Origin of the sequence: Lacibacter cauensis (assembly GCF_007830055.1) — a bacterium.
Taxonomy (GTDB): domain Bacteria; phylum Bacteroidota; class Bacteroidia; order Chitinophagales; family Chitinophagaceae; genus Lacibacter; species Lacibacter cauensis.
Map to the genome: position 1 here is coordinate 499,190 of NZ_VLLE01000003.1, position 18,366 is coordinate 517,555.

The 18,366-nt window shown below is 42.3% G+C and carries 14 protein-coding genes; 10 read left to right on the top strand and 4 right to left on the bottom strand.

Annotated features, from left to right (window positions below):
• Positions 1-113: 113 nt before the first annotated feature.
• Together IQ13_RS07415 and IQ13_RS07420 are read right to left on the bottom strand one after the other, a co-directional pair.
• Positions 114-683 (bottom strand): hypothetical protein, encoded by a 570-nt coding sequence (locus tag IQ13_RS07415; RefSeq protein ID WP_144885529.1) that lies wholly within the window; start codon positions 681-683, stop codon positions 114-116.
• A gap of 13 nt (positions 684-696) precedes the next feature.
• Positions 697-2,763 carry a TonB-dependent receptor family protein gene (locus IQ13_RS07420; protein WP_144885532.1) on the bottom strand — a complete coding sequence of 689 codons (2,067 nt, stop codon included), beginning with the start codon at positions 2,761-2,763 and terminating at the stop codon, positions 697-699.
• A 206-nt stretch (positions 2,764-2,969) separates the two neighbouring features.
• Here IQ13_RS07420 and IQ13_RS07425 point away from each other — a divergent pair, with 206 nt between their 5' ends.
• From IQ13_RS07425 to IQ13_RS07455, 7 genes are all read left to right on the top strand, one after another.
• Entirely contained in the window at positions 2,970-4,289 is a 1,320-nt protein-coding gene (locus IQ13_RS07425) for an APC family permease (protein ID WP_144885533.1), read from the top strand.
• A gap of 4 nt (positions 4,290-4,293) precedes the next feature.
• Positions 4,294-4,641 (top strand): VOC family protein, encoded by a 348-nt coding sequence (locus IQ13_RS07430; protein ID WP_144885535.1) that lies wholly within the window; start codon positions 4,294-4,296, stop codon positions 4,639-4,641.
• A 4-nt stretch (positions 4,642-4,645) separates the two neighbouring features.
• Positions 4,646-5,815, top strand: coding sequence for a trans-sulfuration enzyme family protein (locus tag IQ13_RS07435; protein ID WP_144885537.1), 1,170 nt, complete (start codon positions 4,646-4,648; stop codon positions 5,813-5,815).
• A gap of 97 nt (positions 5,816-5,912) precedes the next feature.
• Entirely contained in the window at positions 5,913-7,370 is a 1,458-nt protein-coding gene (locus IQ13_RS07440) for a TolC family protein (RefSeq protein WP_144885539.1), read from the top strand.
• 34 nt (positions 7,371-7,404) lie between these two features.
• Positions 7,405-8,787: an efflux RND transporter periplasmic adaptor subunit gene (locus IQ13_RS07445; RefSeq protein WP_144885541.1), complete on the top strand. Its 1,383-nt coding sequence runs from the start codon at positions 7,405-7,407 to the stop codon at positions 8,785-8,787.
• 172 nt (positions 8,788-8,959) lie between these two features.
• Positions 8,960-10,039 (top strand): NAD(P)H-dependent glycerol-3-phosphate dehydrogenase, encoded by a 1,080-nt coding sequence (locus IQ13_RS07450; RefSeq protein WP_242009495.1) that lies wholly within the window; start codon positions 8,960-8,962, stop codon positions 10,037-10,039.
• Between the two features lie 93 nt (positions 10,040-10,132).
• The gene (locus tag IQ13_RS07455) at positions 10,133-12,622 is read left to right on the top strand and encodes a prolyl oligopeptidase family serine peptidase (RefSeq protein WP_144885543.1); all 2,490 of its coding nucleotides are present in this window, start codon (positions 10,133-10,135) and stop codon (positions 12,620-12,622) included.
• Positions 12,623-12,821: 199 nt separating this feature from the next.
• On the opposite strand, the gene IQ13_RS07460 is transcribed toward IQ13_RS07455, so the two are convergent.
• Together IQ13_RS07460 and hemW are read right to left on the bottom strand one after the other, a co-directional pair.
• Complete coding sequence (locus IQ13_RS07460) at positions 12,822-13,544, bottom strand: DUF6962 family protein (protein WP_144885545.1); 723 nt, start codon at positions 13,542-13,544, stop codon at positions 12,822-12,824.
• 79 nt (positions 13,545-13,623) lie between these two features.
• A complete protein-coding gene (hemW, locus tag IQ13_RS07465) occupies positions 13,624-14,757 on the bottom strand; it encodes a radical SAM family heme chaperone HemW (protein ID WP_317129338.1) in 1,134 nt (377 codons plus the stop codon).
• 42 nt (positions 14,758-14,799) lie between these two features.
• Between hemW and IQ13_RS07470 the strand changes: the two genes are divergently transcribed.
• The 3 genes from IQ13_RS07470 to IQ13_RS07480 are packed head-to-tail and all read left to right on the top strand — an operon-like array spanning position 14,800 to position 18,351.
• Positions 14,800-16,605, top strand: coding sequence for a BamA/TamA family outer membrane protein (locus IQ13_RS07470; RefSeq protein WP_144885547.1), 1,806 nt, complete (start codon positions 14,800-14,802; stop codon positions 16,603-16,605).
• Between the two features lie 36 nt (positions 16,606-16,641).
• Positions 16,642-17,526 (top strand): DUF4271 domain-containing protein, encoded by an 885-nt coding sequence (locus IQ13_RS07475; protein WP_158637347.1) that lies wholly within the window; start codon positions 16,642-16,644, stop codon positions 17,524-17,526.
• A 54-nt stretch (positions 17,527-17,580) separates the two neighbouring features.
• The gene (locus IQ13_RS07480; protein ID WP_144885551.1) at positions 17,581-18,351 is read left to right on the top strand and encodes a uroporphyrinogen-III synthase; all 771 of its coding nucleotides are present in this window, start codon (positions 17,581-17,583) and stop codon (positions 18,349-18,351) included.
• Positions 18,352-18,366 lie beyond the last annotated feature (15 nt).

The following is an 18,366-nucleotide window of genomic DNA, read 5'->3' on the forward strand; positions in this document are numbered from 1 at the left end:
TCAGGATGACAAGTTTAGTTGGCTTTGTACTGAAGATAGACGAAAGTACTATGCTCAGCAGCGTTGTCGTTCCGACGAAGGAGGAATCTGCTCATAAGTACTACGTATTTTTTTCATTTAGGTTGAAATATTTTGTCTCGTTCATACAAAATAGTCCAATTCGTTTCAAAAGCAGGCGTAGTTATTTCTATATCCCAGTTTTTTTGAATTGAAGGAAATGCTTCATGTAGGCGGTTTAAAAACTGATACCATCCTGCATGTTCTTCAGTAATTTCAAAATGAAGGTCTGGGTCGTATTCAACCAATAAACAAATACAATCAGTAGTTAAATAGTCTCTTTTAAAGCCACTTAATCTTTGTATTTGGCTCCATTTAATAAACCTGTTTTCATCTTTTGATTGAATGAAAAACCCTTCGTCTGCAAAAGAAAATGGGCCATAATCTGAATATTCTTCTTCAAAATCTGATTTCGCTTTTTCGAAGAACTCTTCGCTCTTAGGGGTTGGATCATTTACCCATTTAAATGGAGGGTAAAAAAGTTTTATCAAAAAGAAGGAACTGCCAATACTGAAGAACATAAACGATACCCAGCCAAATAGAAAACCATTTTTGATACCGACAATACTCATTGCCGAGAATAATATTCCGATGACGAGATAATGTAATGTTTTTATTTTATTCAATTCCCTAAGCTTTTTATTTCCTCTTCCCCCAAAACATCGCTACCCCAACTGCATAATTTCTTCCCGGTGCTACATTGTAAAAGCGATTGGCGGCTGCATTAATGTCGTTGCCTAAACTGTACACTTCGTTCAGCAAATTATCACCGCTAACAAACAAATCGAAACGGAAATCTTTTGCATATACCTGTTTAAAACCAATACGAGCAGCCAGTAAATGAAAATCATTTCCGTAAAATGTATTCGCATCATTCAACGGTGTTTTGCTGTTGTAGGTGTAGGTGAGGTTGGCATAAATGCCCGGCTTCAACAACACATCAATACCTGCAGCAAATATGTTATTGGGTACACTGGGCAAATGTTTACCGCTGAAATCGTTGGTCAGCTGTTTAAAGTCTTCATACTTAAAATCATTCAAGGTGTAACTTGTCCATCCAGAAAGATTTGATACAAACTGCTTTGCATCATCCACAACAATATAACGGGCATTCGCTTCAATGCCTTGCTGTTTGGTGCTGCCTGCATTTACAAAATAATCTGCACCACCTGCATCCCTTCGTTGTACAATTGTGTTGTTGAGTTGAAAGTAAAATGCATTTACATCTACAAACAGCTTCTGTTGGTAATTGTAACGTACACCTGCTTCGTAATTCCAGCCTTCTTCTGCATTCAGATTGGTTGAGATCACACCCGTACTTGGTAATACTTCAGCAGAAGTAGGTGCAGAAAAACCTTTTGCCGCCGATGCATACAACGATAAACTGTTGCGGAATTTTTTGAGCAATGAAATGCGTGGTGCAATTTCATTGGCATAGGTTCTTCGTTGCGGACTCAACGGAAATTTATTCAGCCTTGTAATTTCAATGCGGTTTTGGTTACTGCTGGCACCTGCAGTAATAATCCAGTCGTTCGGTAATTTCCAATCGGCCTGCGCAAACACACTCCACAAAAACGGGTTCACTTCATCTTCTGTTTGCAAACTATCGCTTGTGCCGTTTACATTTTTATAAACACGGATGTTGTACCAGCCACGTTGCAACTCTGCTCCCGCCACCAGTTTCAATTCGCCCAAACCAACAACAGGAGTGTAAGCAAACGTTGTTCTGCCGCCGGTATGTGGTTCGCTGCGGCGTTCGTAATTGCGAACGGTTGGATTGGCAAATTGTGAAAATGCACCGTACAGCGAAGTGGTATTTTTTAAATTGGAGGAGAAGTTGTAATCATAACTCACACCTGTTAGAAAACTTTTTTGGTTTACGCTTGCATTCGCTTGTGCACTGGATGCTGTTGCACCAACTCTTGGCCTGGCTTGCTCGGGATTAGCAGCAAACTCAGCTGCAGTTAAACCGCCGGGTGTTTGGTACGAAAGATCGGCATACATTAAATAAGTACGGATGCTTTGCTTTTCATCGATGGTAAAACGACTGTCCCACGTGAACACACTGCGGTCGAGTCTTGTCCAGTCACGGTAACCATCGCTGTGCAGTTTGGTAAAGCCAATTGTTTGCTGACTTTTGCCTTCACCAATACGTGCATACACATTGGTATTGTGCAAACCAAAACTGCCGAAGGTATAATCTATACCAACACCTGCAGGTTGATTGCTGTTGTTGGTTTTGATTAATACTGCACCACCACTGCCTGCACCATACAAGCTGCCCGATGGTCCTTTCAACACTTCAACAGCGTTGATATTGTAAAAGCCAAGCAGGTTCAAATAGGTGGAGCCGCCGGGTTCGGTAAACGGAATATCATTAAGGTACACTTTCACATTACGCACACCAAAAGGCGAACGCAACGAACTGCCACGAATGTTCAACCGGTAACTGCCGGGACTGCGCTCTTCCATACGCACACCGGGTGCGGTATTCATTGCCGAAACAATAGATGCAGGGTTGAAACGGTTGAGTTGTTTATTGCCGATGTAACTGATTGCAGCCGGAACATCCATCAACTTACGGTTCTGTTCAAACGCTGTGATGACTACTTCTCCTAATTCTTTGGTGGAATCGGTTGGGGTTTGTGCAAAAGCAGGAACTGCAAAGATTATTGCAGCAAGAATGGTTAGTAATTGGTTCTTCATAGCGTAAAAATAAGGAGAAAGGAACAAGAGGCAAGTAACAAGGTGAAAGGCCTAAAAGCAAGTCAAAGAAAAAAAATCCAAAGGCCAAAAACAAAACCCAACAGGGAACAAGAAGCCGGCAACCGGAAACATGCAACCAGCAACAAATCCTACATCATCCATCATAAATCCGTCATCTTCCCTATCTTCAAAGCCCAAGAAAAAGCATGAAGACTTCCAACAACAAACTCAACTTGTTTTCCTTTACCATGATTGTGGTGGGATTGGTAATAGGCATGGGCATTTTCCGTACAGCTGCAACAAGTGCCAAAGATGCCATTGATCCCTCCGTTTATTTCAGTGCATGGCTGGTAGGTGGTTTGGTGGCGTTGTGTGGCGCATTAACCTATGCGGAGATCGGCAGCCGATTTCCGGTAACAGGTGGTTATTACAAAGTGTTTGCACAGGCTTATCACCCAAGTATTGCCTTTGCCATTAACTGTTTAATATTAGTGAGTAATGCTGCCAGCTTAAGTGGTGTGGCATTGATCGGCAGTGGGTATTTGCTCAAATTATTTCCCGGCGATTGGAACGATACACACAAAGCATTGCTAAGCTGCGGCGCCATTCTTCTTTTTTATTTTATTAATCTGCGTGGGCTCAAGCTGAGTTCCATGGCACAGAATATTTTAATGATCATCAAGATCGGGATGATACTGGTGCTCATTGCGGCATTGTTCTTTCCCAATGAATATGCGGTACAGGAAACAACCTCTGCAACTTCAACATTCAGTACTATGGATTGGATCAAGAGTTTAGGTGTGAGTTTGATTGCGGTATCGTTTACCTATGGCGGTTACCAGCAAACCATCAACTTTGGCAATGAAGTACAAAACCCAACGAAGAATATTCCCCGTGGTATTTTCATGGGTATTGCCATTATTATTGGTTTGTATTTGCTGGTGAACATGAGTTACTACAATTTGGTTGGCTTTAACCAGATGAAAGGCGAACGTGAAATTGCTTATGTAGTGATTGATAAAATATTCGGCAAAACAGGTGCTACCGTTTTCTCGGCCTTTTTATTTTTAGGTGTACTGGCGTATGTGAACGGACTGTTGATGAGCAATCCACGGGTAATGTATGCCATGGGCGATGATGGAAGTCTGCCGAAGATTTTTGCAAAGCAGAATGAGAAAACAAATGTGCTTACGTTTTCACTCACTGTGTTTGCTGCCATTTGTATGGTGATTCTCTTCTTTGCACAGGAGTTTGAAAAAATTCTGTCATTCTCCATTTTTCTCGATTGCTTCGGTATGATCTTGAGCAGTGCGACCATTTTCTGGTTCCGGAAAAAAACAAAGAATCTCGATGGTACAGGTATTTATAAAATGAAACTGTTTCCATTAATGCCGTTGATTTTTATGGCAGCTTATGTATTTGTAGGTGCCAGCATTGCTATTGATGATCCTGCTGCTGCTTTAACCGGGCTTGCTGTACTGGCAGGGTTTGTGATCATCTATTTTATCATTCATCGTAAAAAATAACCTTATGCTGCAAAAACTCCGCACTGTTATTTATCATGTCAACGATCTGGCTGCTGCCAAAGCATGGTACACATCTCTTACCGGTAAAGAACCATACTTTGACGAAGTGTTTTATGTTGGCTTTGACATCAACGGGTTTGAGTTAGGCCTTGATCCGGATATGAGCAATGTACAGAGTGGCAACCACAGTACAGCGTACTGGGCAGTAGAAGATATTCGTGCAGCAGTGGACAAAGCAACAGCCATTGGTGCGACAGTAGTTGATGCCGTGCACAATGTTGGCGGCACAATTGAAGTGGCAATTGTGGCCGATCCGTTCGGCAATCATATTGGTTTTATTACAGGCGCTTAATTTTATGGACTTATCATACATTCTCAACGAACTGGGCGAAGACCGTGCGCATTACTTCAATGCCATTGCACCGCCCATTATGCAAACAAGTAATTTTCGTTTTAATAAAGTAGATGAACTGCGTGCTGCATTTGCCGATGAAATGAGCACCTATCTCTACAGCCGTGGCCTAAACCCAACAGTTGATATTCTGCGGAAAAAGTTAGCTGCATTGGATGGGGCAGAAGATTGTCTCATTTTCAACAACGGTGCTGCAGCCATTTTTGCTGCGGTACTCGCCAATGTAAAAGCAGGCGATCATATTGTAAGTGTAAGCAAGCCCTATACCTGGGTACAACGCATGTTCGATGTTATACTTCCACGCTTTGGCGTTAGCACCACGTATGTTGATGGAAGAGATGCCAACAACTATTTCAACGCTACAAAATCCAACACTACTTTTTATTACCTGGAAAGTCCGAACAGTTGGGATTTTGCTTTGCAGGATATTGCAACTATTGCAGCATATGCCAAACAGCACAACATTGTTACCTTAATTGACAACAGTTACTGTACACCGTTGTACCAGCAGCCGATTGCGATGGGTATTGATATGGCCATGCAAACAGCTACCAAGTATATTGGTGGACATAGCGACACGTTGGGCGGTGTGCTCAGTGGCAGCAAAGAAATGATCAAACGCATTTTCGACAGTGAATACCTCAATATCGGCAGCGGTATACAGCCGTTCAATGCCTGGTTGCTCATTCGTGGTTTACGTACGTTGCCCACCAGGCTCGAACGCATTAACCGTTCAACCAAAGAAGTGCTTGCTTTTGTAAAAGCACATCCGGCGGTGAAGCGGGTGCTTTATCCCTTCGATGAAAGTTTTCCGCAGCACCAACTGGCCAGGCAGCAAATGAAAGAAGCACCCGGGCTGTTTTCCTTGTATGTACAGGCCGAAAGCAGGCAGCAGATTGTAACATTCTGCGAAAGCCTGCAACATATACAGATGGCCGTTAGCTGGGGCGGGCACGAGAGTTTATTGCTGCCCAAGTGTGCAGGAATGCAGGATGAAGAATTTGATGCTACTAATGCCGAACACCAGATGATGCGGATGTACGTTGGGCTGGAGGATGCCGCTTATATAATAGCTGACCTTGATCAGGCTTTTGCAAAAGCCGGTTTAAAATAGTTGCAGAAGACGAAAACTTCATAACAGCATCGTCCCGCTAATCAAAAATCAATAAATTCGTGGCCCCAAGGTCATTATATTGTCATTAATTTGATATATGAAAAAAACGCTGTCAGTAATCTTATCATCCATCTTCCTTTTAACCGGAACCCGGATCCTTGCACAGGAGAAGTGGGATCTGGTGCGATGTGTAGAGTATGCTATTGCCAATAATATTTCCGTTCGCCAGGCCGATGTGCAGGCACGTATCTTCAATCTTACGTACGAGCAGAATAAACTGAGCCGCTATCCCAATGCCAATTTCAATACCTCAACCGGTACTAACTTTGGCCGTGCGGTAAACCCCACTACCAACCTGTTTGAAAATACGACGTTGTTATTCCAACAGTATAATTTAAACGTAAACGCTCTATTGTTTAACTGGAACAGTGTGAAGAACGGCATTCTCAGTGCGCAATACAACCTGGCCGCTTCCAAGGCAAGTGTAGAAAGTGCCAAGAATGATATTGCGTTGAGCGTGGCTACAACCTACCTGCAGGCTTTGCTTGCGAAGGAACAGGCCCGCATAGCGCAGGTGCAGATGCAGCAAACAAGAGCAAGGCTTGTGGATACAAGGAAGCGGGTTGAAGCCGGATCGTTACCTGAATTAAATGCACTGGAACTGGAGTCGCAATATGCAGCCGACAGTGCCACCTATATTAATGCGTTTACAACTTCGCAACAATCGTTGTTAACGTTAAAGGCTACGCTTAACCTGGATGCAGCACAACCTTTTGATATTACGGAACCACCGGTATCGATGATTCCTGTAGAACCGATTGCAGATTTGCAGCCCGATGTTGTTTACGGTCTTGCGTTGCAAACGCAACCCAAACAAAAAGTAAACGATCTGCGCATTAAAGCTATTGATGCGAATATTAAATCTATTCGGGGTCAGCTATATCCTTCTATTTCTGCTTTTGGGGGCTTAGGAACCAACTTTGCGAGTTCTAATTTGAAAATTACAGGCACACAATTTCTCGGTTACCAAAATACGTTAGGAAAGGTAAATGTTGCCGGTACTGATTATTTTGTTCAAACACCGAATGTACAGGTACAGCAAGGCAAAAAGAACTTGGGTGAGATGTGGACCGGCTGGGGCAACCAACTGAACCAGAACTTCCGGCAGAACGTCGGTATCCAAATATCGGTACCCATCTTCAATGGCGCAACGGTACGTACCAATTACAACCGCAGCAAGCTCGATCTGGTAAATGCAAAACTGGTAAAAGAGCAGGCCGATATGCAACTGAAGAACGACATCTACCAGGCATACAATGCAGCAGTAAACGCATTGCAACGTTACAATGCCAGCAAGAAAACACTGGAAGTATCGGAACGTGCAAGTGTACTTGCGCAGAAACGATACGAAGCCGGGTTGCTGCAAACAATTGAACTAATTACCAACCAGAATAACCTGTTCCGTGCACGTATTCAAAACTTAGCCGATCAGTATGATTATGTTTTTCGTATGAAAGTGCTGGAGTTTTACAAAGGACAGGGCCTGAAATTATAATTATCATCATTTACAACCGGAATAACAGAAATATATGAGTAAGAAAATATGGTGGATTCTTGGTATCCTCTTGGTACTGGCAATTGTTTTGATTGTTCTTAAAAAGAAAGAAATAATTGGTAAGAAAGAAGCGGTAAAAGTTGCAACGGAGAAAATCATCCGCCGTACAATTATTGAAACCGTAAGTGCAAGCGGTAAAGTTTATCCTGAAGATGAGCGTAAGGTAAGCTCCGATGTTAGCGGTGAAGTTGTGGAGATGTATGTAGAAGAAGGCGACAGCGTACGCAAAGGTCAGTTGTTGGCAAGAGTATTTGCCGATGTATTAACGTCTGCAAAGGACCGTGCGGCATCAGTTGTTAATCAACAGCAGGCGCAGGTAGGTAATACTGAAGCTTCGTTGCGTGCATTTGAAGCCAGGCTGAACCAGGCGAAGCTTGCTTACGACCGTCAGAAAAAACTGTACGATGATAAAGTTATCTCAAGAGCTGAGTTTGAAACGGCAGAAAGTGCATACTTAACAGCAAAGGCCGATCTGGATGCTGCCCGTCAAACCATCCGCAGCGGTAAGGCAAGTGTGCAAAGTGCACAGGCAAGCTTAACCGAAGCAGAAAAGAATTTATCTCGTACCACCATTGTATCTCCCATGGATGGCATCATTTCATTGCTGGCTGTAAAGAAAGGTGAGCGTGTGGCAGGTAACAGTTTCAGTCTTGGTACAGAAATTATGCGTGTTGCCGACATGAGTAAAATTGAAGTGCGGGTTGATGTTGGTGAAAACGATATTCCGAAAGTAAAAATCGGCGACAGTGCTATTGTGGAAGTAGACGCTTACAACGACCGTAAATTTAAAGGTGTTGTTACGCAAATTTCCAGCAGCAGCACATCGGCACAAACACAGGCAGCTGCAACATCAACCGATGTTACCAACTATAAAGTGTACATCCGTATCGATCCTGCTTCGTATGCAGATCTCATCGATCCGGCAAAAGGAAAAAATCTTCCTTTCCGTCCGGGTATGAGTGCAAGTGCCGATATTATGACAACGAAGCAAGTGAATGTAATTGCAGTACCTATTCTTGCAGTTACAACAAGAGATAAAAACGAAGAAACTTCTAAGGCCAAGGCGAAAGAAGAAGAAGATAAAAAGAAAGCACAGGGCCAGGAAACAACAACTGCAGCGAATGCCGTACTTACCGACGAAATGGAAGAAGTGGTATTTATTATGCAGAAAGATGGAACCGTGAAAAAAGTTGCAATTAAAACCAATATCCAGGATAACGAATACATTGAGGTGTTGAGTGGTATTAAAGAAGGTGATGAAGTGATCAGCGCACCGTACAATACCATCAGTAAAACACTAAAGGATGGTATGAAAGTGACAGTTGTTCCAAAAGACAAAGTGTACGACGGAAAATAATTCATAAAAAAAGCAACAGGAAAAATCCCGCTGAGAGGCGGGATTCTTTATTTTAGAGCGTTGAACTATTGGTAGAAAGAACAGCATGCGTTTATTGGGAAAGGATGTTTATTTTTATGGATAGTCCGGCGGCATGTAAATGCCAATCAATTAAACACGAGAAACTATTTGCTTGAAAAAGGAAGGGAATAATACAAAGAAGATGTCGGTTATTGGCAGTGGCAGTTTTGCTACCGCTCTTACAAAAATTCTTAATGGCAACGGGCATGCGTTGCACTGGTGCGTACGTAATCAACACATCATTGATCATTTGCAGAAGTATGGGCACAATCCGAGTTACCTGCGTTCGGCAACGTTTAATGTAGCATTATTGCAGCTGAGTACAAACATGGAAGAAACCATCCGTGCAACTGATTTTATTATCCTTACTGTACCATCAGCTTATATTGAAGATATACTGGCAGCATTGCCAAAAGATATTTTTAAAGGGAAGAAAATTATTTCTGCAATCAAAGGTATTTTGCCCAAACGCAACATGCTGCTGAACGATTACCTGAAAGCGGAGTTTGATTTTGATGCCAACGATTATTACACCATCATGGGGCCTTGCCATGCAGAAGAAGTGGCATCGGAGAAATTATCATACCTCACTTTTACCGGTTTAAATCAAACCACCACACAATGGATTGCCGATCAGTTCCGCAATCATTATATCAATACCGTTACCAACGATGATGTATATGGTGTGCAGTTTGCAGCCATCTTAAAAAACATTTATGCACTCGGCAGCGGTATTGCACACGGGCTGGAATACGGTGATAATTTTTTAAGCGTGTTAATTGCAAATGCTGCCGATGAAATGGCCGGCTTTTTACGCAAAGTGGGTATCCGTAATATTGAAGTGGGTGTGCACAAGGAACCCATACCCGGTGTACAGTTATTAAAAACATCGCTACGTAAATCTGCTAACTATGCAGCCAGCGTGTACATGGGCGATTTGCTGGTAACCTGTTATTCGTTGTACAGCCGTAACCGTACGTTTGGTAATATGATCGGTAAAGGCTTTAGTGTAAAAGCAGCACAGCTTGAAATGAATATGGTGGCCGAAGGCTACAACGCCAGCAAATGTTTTTATCAGATCAACCAGGAAGTAGGTGCCGATATGCCTATTGCTACTGCTATCTATAAAATTTTATGGGAAGGTGTACAACCCGCCGAAGCATTTGAGCAGTTGGAGCAGGTGCTGATTTAATGTAATCGACATCTTGAAATACGTCTGATATAATTTTTAGTTTACTCTTCTGCTCATATTCTGCATTGCTCTTTTCAACTAATTCAAACGAAGATGGTACGTTCAATTATAGTTATTCTATTCTTTCTTTTTTTTAGCGGAGTTTTTGCACAGGATACTGTTCGTTTCACGAAAGGCCTTGCCGTTGCAAGCGGCAGTCGTTACGGGCGGGAAGCAATTTATACCGATCTGCTTGCATGGAACATGTATAACGGCACATTGGTAAAACCATCAGTCAACGCTGTTTTTACAACCACTGAAAAGGGCGAACAAATCCTTTGGCGTGAAATAACTGCAGACAGCAGCGGACGTTTTCGTGTGTTTGGCCGAAACTTTCAACGCAGTACCAATCCGTTTTTAAATCCGGGTTCTGCAGACAGAGGCAGCGATTATTTATATCTCACTTACAACAGCACGAAAGCACAACCGGCGTTGTTGAATATTATGGGCAACAGTGCGGTATATGTAAACGGGGCACCACACATGGGCGATCCGTACAGTGCAGGTTATATGTATGTGCCTGTACTTCTTAAAAAGGGTTTGAATGAATTTTATGTGCGTGCTGCCAATGTGTTACCGGAGCTTATTCTTAATGTTAAGCCTGTACAGCTTTTAACCAACGATGTTACAATACCAATTATTGATGTAAGCCAACCAAATAAAAAAATAAACGCAGCGTTGGTTGTGGCGAACACTTCTGCATCTGTAGTAAAGAATATGCAGGTACAAACATTTGTAGCCGGCAAAGAAATAACAGTAGTAATTCCATCTGTTCCTGCATTTGTTACACGAAAAATAATCATCGAAGCAGATGCATCAGCTATTACAGCAAAAGGCAAATACAATTGCAAGGTTTTGTTGTTGCAGAACGGCAAAGCGGTAGATGAAAAAACAATCACATTGGAAGCAGTAGAAAACGGAAGTCACTACAGCAATACATTCATCAGTACAATCGACGGCAGCTTGCAATACTATGCCGTTACACCACAACTTGGCGGCTGGAAAAGTAATGCAGCGTTATTTCTTTCGGTGCATGGTGCAGGTGTGGAAGCAATAGGGCAGGCACGTGCTTACAAATCAAAAGACTGGGGCACATTGGTGGCAGCAACCAACCGCAGGCCACGTGGGTTTAACTGGGAAGATTGGGGACGATTGGATGCATTAGAGGTGTTGACAATTGCCAGGCAAACTTTTCAACCTAATCCTCAACAGGTTTATTTAACCGGTCACTCAATGGGTGGCCATGGTACCTGGTTTCTTGGTGCAACTTATTCTGATAAATGGGCAGCCATTGCTCCGGCAGCAGGTTATGCTTCGTTGAAAGATTATGGCTCTGCCGACGGACGCATACCTGACAGCAGCAGAAGTGCTTCGGAAAAAATACTACTGCGTGCAGGTAATCAAAGCGATGTGCCCAAGCTTGCATTCAATTATAAACCGCTTGGCGTATACATTTTGCATGGCGATTCGGATAAAGTTGTGCCTGTAACGTATGCACGGCAAATGCGCAAAGTACTCGCCGATTTTCACAGTGATTATAACTACTATGAATATCCCGGTGGTGAACATTGGTTTGGCGACCAGAGTGTAGATTGGCCACACATCTTCAGCTTTTTTAAGTGGCACAGTATTCCGCATGATACAGTTGTTAACACAATTGACTTTACAACTTCAAGTCCGGGTATTGCTGCAACGTATCGTTGGGCAACAATCTATCAACAGCTGCATCCTTTACAGTACAGCCGTATTCAACTGCAACGAAACCGTGCAGCAAAATCCATTACCGGTTCAACAGAAAATGTATTGTTGCTGCAATTAGCGTTGAACAATTTTGGTGCTGCTGCAGAAGTGAAGATTGTGTTGGACAGTACTAATGCTGTTTTGTATAAAACATCTTCTGCAAATGATACAATTTTTGTAAGAAAAGAAAACGGCAAATGGGTTGTTGCCGCAAAGCCGGATGTGTATGAGAAAAACCCTGTACGTTATGGTACGTTTAAGGAAGCATTCAATCATCACATGTTGTTTGTTGTTGCAACCGGCGGAACTGCAGAGGAAAAAGAAACAGTGATGAACAAAGCTGTGTACGATGCTGAAACCTGGTATTACCGAGGTAACGGTGCGGTTGATATTATTACCGACAAAGAATATTCTCCTGCGAAGTATGCAGGACGAAATGTTATACTCTACGGAAATGCGAATACCAATGCTGCATGGAAAACTCTGCTCAGCAATTGTCCTATACAAGTAAACAACAATGAACTAAAAGCAGGTGATGCAAGTTGGAAAGGAAACAATCTTGCAGCATATTTTATTTGGCCACAGAAAGATCCAACCTTGCTTACAGGTGTAGTGGCAGCAACCGGCACAGCGGGAATGAAAGCGGCCTATGCCAACCAGTATTTTGCAGGCGGAAGCGGTTTCCCCGATTTCATGATCTTTAACAGCGATATGCTGAAAGGCGATGACAAAGCAATCAAGCTTGCCGGCTTTTTCGATCAGCAATGGAAGCTTTCTCCGGCAGAATATGTGTTGCAGCAGTAAGGTATTCCTGTTACTTAGTGTTAAAGTTGATGGCTGGCGCACATCAGCAAACATCTCTTTGTAACTTTATACAAACAAACAACGATGCCTCTTTCATTTACAGGTTTTGGCGGTTGGGTACTTTTGCTGATGCTGGCAATTGGTATTGTGCAGCACATTGTAAGCAGCAGGCGTACAAAAACATCTTCGCATTAATGCGTTAATGCTGCTGTAAAGGAATTATCTCTTCATTTTTAAGTTCGGTTTGCATACCTGCGGCTGCTTTGTAATAATGCAGTATGGCGGCAATCATAGCCATATGACTTACATCGTTATAATTAAACCAGTAATGGATGCTTAATTGCAAAGCATGACAAAGCAATGCCGCTGCGCCCCATGCGGTTGCATAAAAAATATGTTTTAATGCCGCATCTTTTGTTTTGCTGTACACATAGAGTTCGAAGCAGAAAACAACTACCAGCAAACCATACATTGCATGCAGGATTACAAAAAAGAAACGTAATGTAATAAGCGAAAGAATCATAAACGTCAGTATCTCGGCATAATTAAACCACGAGAAAAAACGACCGATTTGTTTATTCATCAATGGACGGCTGTGAATGATTGCGGCCCTTTCAAATGCAGCTACAGCCGCCATGCCGGTGTACCAGCCGGGAATTTTTCCATACATCCCAGTTGCGTATAAAAATGCATGACCTATTACACCGCCTGCAAGAGTAGATATTCCCATTAACAAAAAGAAAAGGAACAGTAAACGTTGCGGCAGCGTTTGGTTTAATTTTTTTGCACGAAGATGAAAGCAGGCGTAAAAGCAGGCTGCAGCAATAAAGATGTTTGTAAGAACCGTAAAGGGCTCAAGAATTTTGATGCCAAACAAATGCATGAAAGGCATATCTGTAAAGTCAATATTCGGCTCCATCATAGTGCTGCAATTTTTTGGTGAAAGCAACCGAAATTCTTTAAACAATGTACAACGAAGAAATGTAAAAGTGAAGCTTGTTTTAAGCAAACAGGTCAGCAGCAATGCTGTCAGCAAATAATTTACCGGGTTGCGTAAGAATAAGATGATCGTTTGCTGCTGTAAGTAATCCTTTACTTACAAATGCAACTGCTTCTGTTCGTATTCGATTAGCAGCAGCAATACCAAACCGTTGTTCAACATAGTGCAGATCGCATCCTTCCATTAAGCGAAGACTGGTCATGATGTATTCGTTGAGCTGTTGTTCTTTGGTAAGTTCTTCTTTTTCGAAAGGAATAGTATGTTGTTGTAATGCCTGAATGTATTGCTGGTTGTTGGCAACATTCCACTGCCTGCTGATGCCGTTAAACGAATGTGCTGATGGTCCGAGACCGAGATAATGTACACCCTTCCAATAACTGCTGTTGTGTTTACTACGGTAACCCGGTTTGGCAAAGTTGGAAATTTCGTAATGTTCAAAACCCGCTTTTTGCAATTCGTTCATCAATAAAATAAACTGCCTGCTTTGTTGTTCTGCATCAACATCTGTTTTTTTATGTTGACGGATGAGTTTATCCAGCGGCGTTTTTTCTTCTACTGTTAATGCATAACAAGAAAGATGATTGATGTTTTGCTGCAACACCCAGTTTATATTGCTCAACCATTTTTCATCGGTTAATCCCGGTGTACCATAAATCAGATCAACTGTAAAGCTGTTAAAGCCTGCAGCCCTTGCTTTGGTAATTACCTGTTTGGCTTCTTCGGCAGTGTGTGCCCTGTTCATCCATTGCAGGTCTTCTTCAAACAGCGATTGAATGCCGATGCTGAGGCGGTTAATGCCTAAGGTTTTCCAGCCTACAAGTTTTTCGTCTGTTACATCATCGGGGTTTGCTTCCAGCGTTATTTCAGCATCGGCTGTAACAGTAAAATGCTGCTGCAATGCCTGCATGATCTGCTGCAGTTCTTCAACAGTTAAAAGGCTGGGGGTACCGCCGCCGAAATAAATGGTTGCAATAGACTGGTCTTGTAAATAGTTCGCAGCAGCTTGCAGCTGTATCTCATTCAATAAAGCCGCAACAAAATCGTTCTTGTAATGCAAACTGGTACTGAAATGAAAATTACAGTAATTACAAGCCTGTCTGCAAAATGGAATATGAATATAAATGCCTGCCATCATCAACCCGAAACCTTAATTTCGATTCTGCAAAACTAACCGTTCGTGCATCAACTTCGTTCAGCTGTTTATAAAACCGGAATATTAACTGCAGTTGCCTGCGTGGTATTGCTATGCAGCCATGCACAAACAAAGTATTTGCTCAACTATCGTTTTACCGATACTGCAGATGTATCTACCGCAATGGGATTGAAAAAGGAGTTTGATGATAAAAATCTCTGCTCACAATACATTTTTGAATTGCCGGCGCTGTTACAGAAAAAAGGGTTTATTGCCGCATCGGTTGATACGGTAACAATGGATTCAGCACAGGCAATGGTGGTGCTGTATCTCGGAAAGCCTTGGCGTTGGGCGAAGCTTACCACATCATCGGTACCAACAGAATTACTCAACGCAGCAGGTTACAGAGATCGCAACTATACCAAGCAAGCGCTCGATTATGCTGCTATACAACAGCTGCAGGTAAAAATTCTTGATAAACTGGAAAATACCGGTTATCCATTTGCGAATGTGTACCTCGACAGTTTTGCCATACAGGATGGTGATGTTACCGCTGTTTTAAAAGTTGATAAAGGACCGGAGTACAAAGTAGATAGTATAAGAGTTTTTGGCGATGTGAAAATCAGCAATCGTTTTCTGCAGCGTTATCTCGAAATATCCGATGGTTCTATTTATCAGAAACAAAAGCTGTTGACTATTTCTTCCCGTTTGTTGCAGCTGCCCTATCTGTACGAAGAACAGAAATGGAACATGACTTATCTCGGCACAGGTTCTATTGTGAATCTTTACCTCAAGGAAAGGAAAAGCAGCCAGGTAAACGGATTAGTTGGTTTTTTACCTGCTACCGATGAAGCGGGCAGAAATAAATTGTTGGTTACAGGCGATTTCAATCTTAACCTCAAAAATGGATTTGGTTTGGGCGAAGCATTAACCATGCAGTTTCAGCAAATACAGGTGCAGTCGCCACGTTTACAGTTAGGCTATCAACAACCTTTTTTGTTTGGTTCGCCATTTGGTGTGGATGTGAGTTTTGATGGGTTGAAAAAGGACAGCAGCTTCCTAAACATTAATATGCAGATAGGCGTTTTGTATGCATTTGGCGGAAACAGAAGTGCAAAGATTTTTTACCAGCAGTTCATATCAAATCTGTTAACGGTAGATACGATTGCTGTGCGTAACAGCAAACGTTTGCCCGATCAGATCGATCAGACAACATCCAACATCGGTCTTGAATACGAATGGTACAATACCGATTACCGGTTTAACCCCAGAAAAGGTTTTGATGTGAAGTTCACCGGCTCTGCAGGTATTCGTAAAATAAGAGCCAACAACAACATTACATCTTTAAAAGATCCGCTTAATCCGGTGTTCAATTATCAGGCATTGTATGATTCAGTTGGCACAAGGGCATATACTTTTCGCTTAAAAGCAAGTGTGGCCCGCTATTTTAAAACCGGTAAACAAACAACATTCAAAACAGCAATCAATGCAGGCATGGTGCAAAGTCCACGCATTTTCCGCAACGAGTTGTACCAAATCGGTGGCTTTCGTTTGTTGCGTGGTTTCGATGAAGAAAGCATTTTTGCTTCGGCTTATGCTGTGCTTACAACTGAGTACCGCATACTGCTGGGTTTAAACAGTTTCCTGTATGCTTTTGCCGATGGTGGTTTGGTGCGTAACAACAGCCAGTTTGCCAACACAAACAGCCAACTGTTCGGCGCAGGCTTTGGCATGGCGTTCGAAACCAAGGCTGGTATTTTTAATATTGCTTTTGCTGCAGGTAAACGCAACGACTTACCGTTTAATCTCCGCCAAAGTAAAATCCATTTTGGTTACGTGAATTTTTTCTGATGGATGATTGTGCTTAAGTATTTTTGCAAACAACCCATGCGTTTTACAATTTTTTTCATCGGCATCTTCATTTGTTTGCTTGCAAAGGCACAGGATAGTGCTGTTGTTCAACAAAAGGCAGACAGTGCATTGAAAATTGCAACGCAGCCAGTCGATTCTGTAACGAAAGCAATTCCGTTGGTTGCCATTGATTCCTGTTTCAAAGCAGTACTGCAAACATCCAGGCTTCAATTATTTGCCAAAGCAGAGTTTCAGATAGAGAAAGAAAAACAGGTAGAAAAAAAGGAGTGGTTGTTTTATTATTTGCTGGGCATAGCCCTCATGTTTGGATTACTCCGTTTAAGCTATCTCCGTTATTTCAACGATATGTTCCGTGTGTTTTTCCGTACATCACTGCGGGTAAATCAAATTCGGGAGCAGCTGGTGCAATCGGGGCTGCAGTCGTTGCTGTTTAATTGTTTGTTTGCCATTGTAGCCGGCGCTTATGTGTATTTACTCATCCGTTATTTTAAAGTATCCATACAGCTGCCCGAAGTGTTTATACCGTTAATAACAGCTGCTGTTGTTGCGGTGCTGTACATCGCTAAATATCTTTTCCTGGAGTTCAGCGGATGGTTGTTCAGTATTAAAAATGCTGCCAGTACTTATTCGTTCATTGTGTTTTTGATCAATAAGATCATTGGTATTTTGTTGCTGCCGTTCCTGTTTATCATTGCATTTGCAAACAGGGAGTTGGCGGGCATTGCCATAACTATTTCTTTGGTTATTGTGGGCGGGCTTTTCTTATATCGTTTTCTCCGGGCATACAGTCCCGTTCAGTCCGATGTGAAGGTGGGCAGGTTTCATTTCTTTTTATTCTTTTTAGCCTTTGAGGTGGCGCCTTTGTTGGTGATCTACAAGCTGGTGCTTGGATTTTTGTAAAGAATTGTACTTACCTTTGCAGAAATTTTCCAAGTACGTATGGGAAAAAACGGTATGAAGCCACAAAAAGAAAAAGCTATTAAAAGCATCCTCATTACGCAGCCAAGGCCCGAATCCGACAAGTCACCATACTATGAGCTTGCCCGGAAATATAACGTTGAGCTTTCCTTTCAGCCCTTTATACGGATTGAAGGTATTCCTGCAAAAGATTTCAGAAAACAGAAGATTGATATTACCGCTTTCTCTGCTGTCATTTTTACCAGCCGTAATGCGATCGATCACTTTTTCCGTATCTGTGAAGAAATGCGGATCTCTGTTTCTCAGGAAACCAAGTATTTCTGTATTACCGAAGCCGTTGCTTTATATCTGCAAAAGTTTATCCTCTATCGTAAGCGGAAAGTATTTTATGGTGCAGATGGCACCAACAAGAGTTTGTTTGATGTGGTGAATAAGCACAAAAGCAACGAAAAGTTTTTATACCCCTGCAGCGAAAATATTGACAACGAAATAACCACCTGGTTACGTAATCACAACTGCGAATTTTCTACACCAATTCTTTACAAAACCGTGAGTAACGATGTAAAAGAATTGGTTACAGAAGGCGGCTTTGATGTGATTTGCTTTTTTACTCCAAGCGGTGTAAAGAGTTTGTTCGAGAACTTACCAAAATACCAGCAGAACGGAACGTTTATCGGTGCTTTTGGCGCAAATACATTTAAGGCGGTTGAAGAAGCAGGCTTGCAATTACAGATCAAAGCACCGGAACCGCAGGCTCCAAGTATGGTTTCTGCACTCGACCGTTTCCTGGCTCAGCTCACAAAATAATTCTGCATTTTCTTT

What these genes read in the sequence shown, in the direction of transcription:
- IQ13_RS07420 (WP_144885532.1), bottom strand. Translation starts at nt 2,763, where the DNA reads ATGAAGAACCAATTACTAACCATTCTTGCTGCAATAATCTTTGCAGTT.
- IQ13_RS07425 (WP_144885533.1), top strand. Translation starts at nt 2,970, where the DNA reads ATGAAGACTTCCAACAACAAACTCAACTTGTTTTCCTTTACCATGATT.
- IQ13_RS07430 (WP_144885535.1), top strand. Translation starts at nt 4,294, where the DNA reads ATGCTGCAAAAACTCCGCACTGTTATTTATCATGTCAACGATCTGGCT.
- IQ13_RS07435 (WP_144885537.1), top strand. Translation starts at nt 4,646, where the DNA reads ATGGACTTATCATACATTCTCAACGAACTGGGCGAAGACCGTGCGCAT.
- IQ13_RS07440 (WP_144885539.1), top strand. Translation starts at nt 5,913, where the DNA reads ATGAAAAAAACGCTGTCAGTAATCTTATCATCCATCTTCCTTTTAACC.
- IQ13_RS07445 (WP_144885541.1), top strand. Translation starts at nt 7,405, where the DNA reads ATGAGTAAGAAAATATGGTGGATTCTTGGTATCCTCTTGGTACTGGCA.
- IQ13_RS07455 (WP_144885543.1), top strand. Translation starts at nt 10,133, where the DNA reads ATGGTACGTTCAATTATAGTTATTCTATTCTTTCTTTTTTTTAGCGGA.
- IQ13_RS07460 (WP_144885545.1), bottom strand. Translation starts at nt 13,544, where the DNA reads ATGATGGAGCCGAATATTGACTTTACAGATATGCCTTTCATGCATTTG.
- hemW (WP_317129338.1), bottom strand. Translation starts at nt 14,757, where the DNA reads ATGATGGCAGGCATTTATATTCATATTCCATTTTGCAGACAGGCTTGT.
- IQ13_RS07475 (WP_158637347.1), top strand. Translation starts at nt 16,642, where the DNA reads ATGCGTTTTACAATTTTTTTCATCGGCATCTTCATTTGTTTGCTTGCA.
- IQ13_RS07480 (WP_144885551.1), top strand. Translation starts at nt 17,581, where the DNA reads ATGAAGCCACAAAAAGAAAAAGCTATTAAAAGCATCCTCATTACGCAG.